Raw genomic sequence first — 4,069 nt, forward strand, 5'->3', positions numbered from 1 at the left:
GGAGTGGAACGCGTTTAGAAGCAAGCTAGCGGGTGCTATCTTGAAGGGTTTAAAGTATAATCCTATTAAGAAGGATGAAAAAGTGTTGTATTTAGGCGCAGCTTCTGGTACCACGGTCAGCCACGTTTCTGATATTGTTGAGCTTCGAGGAAAGGTGTATAGTGTAGAGTTTTCGCCTAGGGTTGTGAGAGAATTATTACTTGTAGCCCAAAAGAGGCCTAATGTGTTTCCAATATTAGCTGATGCTAGATTTCCACAAAACTATAGGACAATAGTAGAAGACGTTAACGTAATTTATGTGGATATAGCTCAGCCAGATCAGACAGATATTGCAATTTACAACGCTCAATTCTTCTTAAAGAAAGACGGTTATATGTTTTTGGTTATAAAGGCTAGAAGCATTGATGTAACTAAAGATCCTAAAGAGATTTATAAATCTGAAGTAGAGAAAATGGAGAACGCTGGATTTGAGACTATCCAAATCATAAACTTAGATCCTTATGATAGGGATCATGCAATTGTTTTAAGTAGGTATAAAGGGTAGGATTTTGATAGATAAGATATTTGAAATTGGACTTAAAGATTTATTCTCCTCTACGCCTGCAGAATATATTACGTTAAAAGAGGCATTGGAGGGAAAGCGTGTCATTAAATTGAATAATGGTTTTTATCATGAATTAAAGGAAGATGAGATTGATAATCTTTCAAAAAGAGTTCCAATATATCTTTGGTCATTAGTTAAGATTCCTTTATTGTTTACTAAGTCCACTGAGCTAGGTGAATTTCATATTAACGGCGGGGAATGGGAAAGGAAATTAGTTTCAGTTTTATTGCATAAAGAGATAGGCAATGTAATATTAACTACTGATGTAGAAAGACTATTAAAGGAGTATCCTTCATTAATATTTATAATTTTGAGTCCTACACTATTTATGGAATCAGAATCAAGTGAGATGTAAAAAATGAATACAAAGATTATCGATGAAATATTGGATACGCTTGAATTAAAAAAGTACAGTTACACTTTAATTAAATACCCAGAACATAGTAGGAAATCAGTTGACTTAATAATAAATTCGAGAGAACCGGCAATAGTTAAGTTTTCAGCAAATGAAAAAGTTAGTAAAGACGAGATAGCTGATCTAAAAAAGTTAGCTGTTTCGAGCAATAAAGCATCTTTGATAATCACTAATGAGGAACAAGATGATATAGTATCAATTAAGGCTGATAACGTTTTCGCAATATCTCCCGAAGGTCTTATGAGAGTACTGAACGGCGAGAAAATCTTCTTATATAGGACTAGGGGAGGTATATTTATAAAAATAAGACATGATGTGTTGAAGACTAGAAGAGAGATGATAGGATATAGTATAGGCGATTTGGCTAAGCTTCTGGGAGTTTCCAGAAAGGCTATATACGATTATGAAAGAGGAGATTCTGATGTTTCCTTAGAAATAGCGGAGAGATTAATAGATTTGTTTGGAGATGAAATAATAGGAGATATAATAAGAGATTCAGTAAAAGTTAAAAGAGACCTAGAAGAAGAGGATGAAGTTTCTGATACCTCGGTAGAGAATTTTAAAGTCAAGTTAATACATATTCTAAAAGAAGAAGGATTAAAGGTACTTTCTCTTAAACTTACTGCTGTAGATTTAATAGTCAAACCTTCCGGTGATAAAAACGAGAAATATATGATTGTGATAGAAGGCAAGGATTACGCTAAATCGTTAAAGAAGTTTAATGAAGCTAAGAAAATTGCCTCATATACCAACTCAGAGCTATTAGTCGTTTCAAGAAGTTCAAGAGTCATGAGAGAGTGTGAAAGTTTAGGATATAAAACTTATGAGGAGAATAGTATACACTCTTTAATAGATGAAATTAAAGGAGATAGTGGAGGGAAAAGCTAAAATACTCATACCAGATCCTTCTGAATATACAAAAGAAGGTAAATTTGATCCATCTTGGGCTCCCGTATTCTATAATCCTAAAATGGTACTTAATAGAGATATAAGTGTAATAGTTGTAAGTACACTAAGGCCAAAGATAGTAGTAGATACTTTGAGCGCTACAGGTATAAGGGGCATAAGATATTTTCTAGAATCTTGGAGAAGTGAGAATTTAATATTCAACGATAAGAATACAGAAGCTGTAAATCTGATCAAACAAAACCTGAAGCTCAATGGAATTGATGATAACGTAACTAAAGTGTATAACAGAGATGCTAACTCACTACTTTATGAAATAAAGGCTGATTATGTGGATATAGATCCTTTTGGAACTCCAGCTCCATTTATATTATCCTCAATAAATGCTACCATAAGGAAAGGAGTGGTAGCAATTACAGCTACTGATCTATCAGCATTAACTGGTTCTTCCGTTTTATCTGCTAGGAGAAAATATGATGTTATTAACTCAAAACTATCGTCGTCGAAAGAATTGGGAATAAGAGTTTTAATAGGCAAAGTTATAAGAGAAGCATCCATAATGGAGAAGACTGTATATCCTCTATTCTCTTTTTATTCTGACTACTATTATCGATTATTTCTTAGGGTCGATAAAGGTGCTAAGAAAGCAGACAAGGCTATTCAAACTCTTAAATATTTTGGAGAATGCCAGAAATGCGGTTTCCAACAATTCTTAGACGAAAGATGTAATAAGATCAAATGCCCTAGATGTGGAGGAGAGATGACTGTAATAGGTCCACTATATTATGGTTCTATCAATGATAAAGAGTTCATTCAAATGATTGAAAGTTCTATGGAAAAGTTCGAATATGTTAGTACGTTTAGTAAGTTAGAAAAGCTTGTCAGTGTCATTAAGGATGAGTGTATTTACGATTCTGTGTATTATAAACTTGACAAGATTGCTTCTAAGAATAAGATTAAAAATATACCACAAATTAATAAAATTCTAGAATGTTTAGGCGATGGAGTTAGAACTCATTTTGATTCAGTTGGAATTAAAACTAATAAAGAATATGAAGAAGTAATTAATTGTATGAAAAAGTTAAGCAGCTAATCTATCTAATATCCAATTGGATAATTTCCCACATGACTGAGGACTAACGTGAGCCCCATTTCCACATTTAGTTAAGCTTTTACAATTGAGGCAAGGAATATCTTGTATACTTTCTAATTTAATGTATATATTTAAGTCATAAGTATTATTTATTGGGAACAGTTTAACTACGTTTTTACCGTTTTCTTTTACAGCTTTTTTAGCAATAAGTTTCTTTTCGACGAGTTTTTTAACAATTATACTAACTTCCCTAATTGGTATACCCATACTTTTCGCAAGTTCTTGTTGAGAAATCCCTTTTTCTCCCATTTCCCTTATTTTTTTATGAATTAACTCCTCATAATTTATTGAATCTGTATCCATCTGTTACACCCGTGTTGGCTAAATATTATATATGTATGCCACACTTATTTACTTTACTGTTTTTATCTAACGTTAAGCTAAGGTACTAAAAATTGATAAGTTTTTAGTTCTTCTTGTCAAACTAAGAATAATTATACAATATAGTTAGATACAATATATTAGGTTTAATCTAAACTGAAAATTAAAATCTAAAGCATTACTGTAATGTCAAAACTATCTATTATTTCCTTATATCTGTTTCTTATAGTTACTTCTGTTATGTCTAAAGCCTCAGCTACTTCCTTTTGTGTTTTCTTAATGTCCATTAAAGCAGAGATGAGATATACAGATGCTGCGCTAAGGGATAGATAACCTTTTCCGCTCGTTAGTCCTTGTTTGTACATATAGTCTACAAGCTCTGATGCCTTTGTTCCTATTATTGGAGGTAATCTCAGTCTATCAATTATCTTTGGTATATACTCAGTTGGTCTCAATTTAGGTCTAAACTCTGGTATCGATTTTGCTGCGCTTTGAACTCTTTCTAAAGCCTTCCATAATTCGCTAGATGAAATTGAGTACCTTGATTTGAACTCTTGTAAGTGTCTAGGTATGTTATTTACTTGACATGAATAGTATAATGACGCTATCACTAGGACGTACTGATCTATCCTTTTAGTTAATCCATTCTCTACCATTTTCCTTAATATCA

At 32.5% G+C, this 4,069-nt stretch carries 6 protein-coding genes; 4 read left to right on the plus strand and 2 right to left on the minus strand.

Annotation, left to right across the window (positions count from 1 at the left end; translation table 11 throughout):
- The 4 genes from DMP16_RS08255 to DMP16_RS08270 form a co-directional block, all read left to right on the plus strand.
- Nucleotides 1-544 (plus strand): fibrillarin-like rRNA/tRNA 2'-O-methyltransferase (locus DMP16_RS08255; protein ID WP_143577082.1); only part of this gene is annotated, 544 nt, incomplete at its 5' end.
- Nucleotides 545-548: 4 nt separating this feature from the next.
- Nucleotides 549-959, plus strand: a complete 411-nt coding sequence (locus DMP16_RS08260; RefSeq protein WP_069281752.1) for a DUF61 family protein — start codon at nt 549-551, stop codon at nt 957-959.
- 3 nt (nt 960-962) lie between these two features.
- Nucleotides 963-1,907: a helix-turn-helix domain-containing protein gene (locus tag DMP16_RS08265; RefSeq protein WP_069281751.1), complete on the plus strand. Its 945-nt coding sequence runs from the start codon at nt 963-965 to the stop codon at nt 1,905-1,907.
- Nucleotides 1,873-3,018 (plus strand): tRNA (guanine(26)-N(2))-dimethyltransferase, encoded by a 1,146-nt coding sequence (locus tag DMP16_RS08270; protein ID WP_069281750.1) that lies wholly within the window; start codon nt 1,873-1,875, stop codon nt 3,016-3,018. Before DMP16_RS08265 ends, DMP16_RS08270 begins: the two co-directional genes overlap by 35 nt.
- Here the strand turns inward: DMP16_RS08270 and DMP16_RS08275 are convergent.
- Together DMP16_RS08275 and DMP16_RS08280 are read right to left on the minus strand one after the other, a co-directional pair.
- Nucleotides 3,007-3,381: a transcription factor TFIIIC gene (locus tag DMP16_RS08275; protein ID WP_069281749.1), complete on the minus strand. Its 375-nt coding sequence runs from the start codon at nt 3,379-3,381 to the stop codon at nt 3,007-3,009. The genes DMP16_RS08270 and DMP16_RS08275 overlap by 12 nt on opposite strands.
- Before the next feature lie 188 nt (nt 3,382-3,569).
- A partial coding sequence (locus DMP16_RS08280; protein WP_143577083.1) for a transcription initiation factor IIB family protein occupies nt 3,570-4,069 on the minus strand: 500 nt, incomplete at its 5' end.

The sequence above is a fragment of the Sulfolobus sp. B1 genome (genome assembly GCF_007050195.1).
In the GTDB taxonomy this organism is placed as follows: domain Archaea; phylum Thermoproteota; class Thermoprotei_A; order Sulfolobales; family Sulfolobaceae; genus Saccharolobus.

What these genes read in the sequence shown, in the direction of transcription:
- DMP16_RS08270 (WP_069281750.1), top strand. Translation starts at nt 1,873, where the DNA reads ATGAAATTAAAGGAGATAGTGGAGGGAAAAGCTAAAATACTCATACCA.
- DMP16_RS08275 (WP_069281749.1), bottom strand. Translation starts at nt 3,381, where the DNA reads ATGGATACAGATTCAATAAATTATGAGGAGTTAATTCATAAAAAAATA.
- DMP16_RS08265 (WP_069281751.1), top strand. Translation starts at nt 963, where the DNA reads ATGAATACAAAGATTATCGATGAAATATTGGATACGCTTGAATTAAAA.